The organism is Roseovarius sp. D22-M7, from assembly GCF_037083785.1.
Lineage (GTDB): Bacteria > Pseudomonadota > Alphaproteobacteria > Rhodobacterales > Rhodobacteraceae > Roseovarius.
The window spans coordinates 1-1,973 of the sequence record NZ_JBAPKY010000144.1 but is presented as its reverse complement, the minus strand read 5'-3'; the positions used below and the strand labels follow the sequence as shown (position 1 = coordinate 1,973).

1 protein-coding gene is annotated in these 1,973 nt (G+C 67.4%); it reads left to right on the top strand.

The genetic code is table 11. From position 1 onward, the window contains the following. The coding region (gene fdhF / locus V8324_RS21630; RefSeq protein ID WP_336421957.1) for a formate dehydrogenase subunit alpha at window positions 1-1,973 on the top strand (1,973 nt) is incomplete at both ends.

Sequence of the window (1,973 nt, the reverse complement as noted above, 5' to 3'; positions counted from 1 at the left end):
GATCAAGTATGTCGAGGGGATCGACGGGCCCGCCAACGAGAACCGTCTCTGCGTCAAGGGGCGGTTCGGCTATGACTACATCAGCCATCCGCACCGCCTGACCCGGCCGCTGATCCGGCGCGACGATGCGCCCGCCAAGGGGCTCAACGTCGATCCGGCCAACCTGATGACGCATTTCCGCGAGGCCAGCTGGGACGAGGCGCTGGATCGCGCCGCGGCCGGCATGAAGGGGCGCGGGCGCGAGGTGGCGGGGTTCGGCTCTGCCAAATGCTCGAATGAAGAGGCGTACCTCTTCCAGAAGCTGATCCGCCAGGGCTTCGGGCACAACAACGTCGATCACTGCACGCGGCTGTGCCACGCGTCGTCGGTGGCGGCGCTGATGGAGAATGTCGGCTCGGGCGCGGTGACCGCGACCTTCAACGAGATCGAGAATGCCGACGTGGCGATCGTCATCGGCGCCAACCCGACCGAGAACCACCCCGTCGCGGCGACCTATTTCAAGCAGTTCACCAAGCGCGGCGGCAAGCTGATCGTGATGGATCCGCGCGGCCAGGGCCTGAAGCGCTTCGCCAGCCACATGCTGCAGTTCAAGCCCGGCGCGGATGTCTCGATGCTGAACGCGATCATGCACGTGATCGTCGAGGAAGAGCTCTACGACCGGCAGTATATCGAGGCCTATACCGAGAACTGGGCGGCGATGACGGCGCATCTGAAGGGCTTCGCGCCCGAGAAGATGGCCGAGATCTGCGGCATCCCCGCCGAGACGCTGCGCGACGTCGCGCGGAGCTTCGCCGGCGCCAAGTCGGCGATGATCTTCTGGGGGATGGGGATCTCGCAGCATATCCACGGCACCGACAATGCGCGCTGCCTGATCAGCCTGGCGCTGATGTGCGGCCAGGTCGGGCGCCCCGGCACCGGGCTGCATCCCTTGCGCGGGCAGAACAACGTGCAGGGCGCCTCGGATGCGGGGCTGGTGCCGATGTTCCTGCCCGACTACCAGAGCGTGACCGATGACGGCGTCCGCGCGGCCTTCACCGAGGTCTGGCAGTCCGGGGACTTCTCGAACGAGAAGGGCCTGACCGTGGTCGAGATCATGGACGCGGTCCATGAAGGCCGGATCAAGGCGATGTACATCCTGGGCGAGAACCCGGCGATGTCGGACCCGGACGTGGATCACGCGCGCGACGCGCTGGCGATGCTCGACCACCTGGTGGTGCAGGACATCTTCCTGACCGAGACGGCGAATTACGCCGACGTGATCCTGCCCTCCTCGGCCTGGTACGAGAAGACCGGCACGGTGACCAACACCAACCGCCAGGTGCAGATGGGCCGCGCCGTCACCCCGCCCCCCGGCGAGGCGCGCGAGGACTGGTGGATCGAGGTGGAACTGGCCCGCAGGCTGGGCCTCGACTGGGGCTACACCCACCCGCGCGAGGTCTTCGCCGAGATGAAGCGCAACATGGCGTCACTGAACAACATCACCTGGGAGCGGCTGGAAGAGACGGCGGTCACCTACCCGTCGCTGTCGCCCGAGGATCCCGGCCAGGCGATCGTCTTCGGCGACGGCTTCCCGCGGCCCGAGGGGCGCGCGCGCTTCACCCCCGCCAACGTGATCCCGCCCGACGAGGTGCCCGATGCCGACTATCCCTTCGTGCTGATCACCGGGCGCCAGCTCGAGCATTGGCATACCGGCTCGATGACCCGGCGCGCCTCGGTGCTCGACGCGATGGAGCCCGAGGCGAACTGCTCGCTGCACCCCAAAACCCTGCGCGCCCTCGGCATCGCCCCCGGCGACGACCTGCGCCTGACCACCCGCCGCGGATCGGTCACCGTCATGGCCCGCGCCGACCGCGCGGTCGCCGAGGACAACGTCTTCCTCCCCTTCGCCTATGTCGAGGCCGCCGCCAACATCCTCACCAACGCCGCCCTCGACCCATACGGAAAAATCCCCGAATTCAAATTCGCCGCAGTAA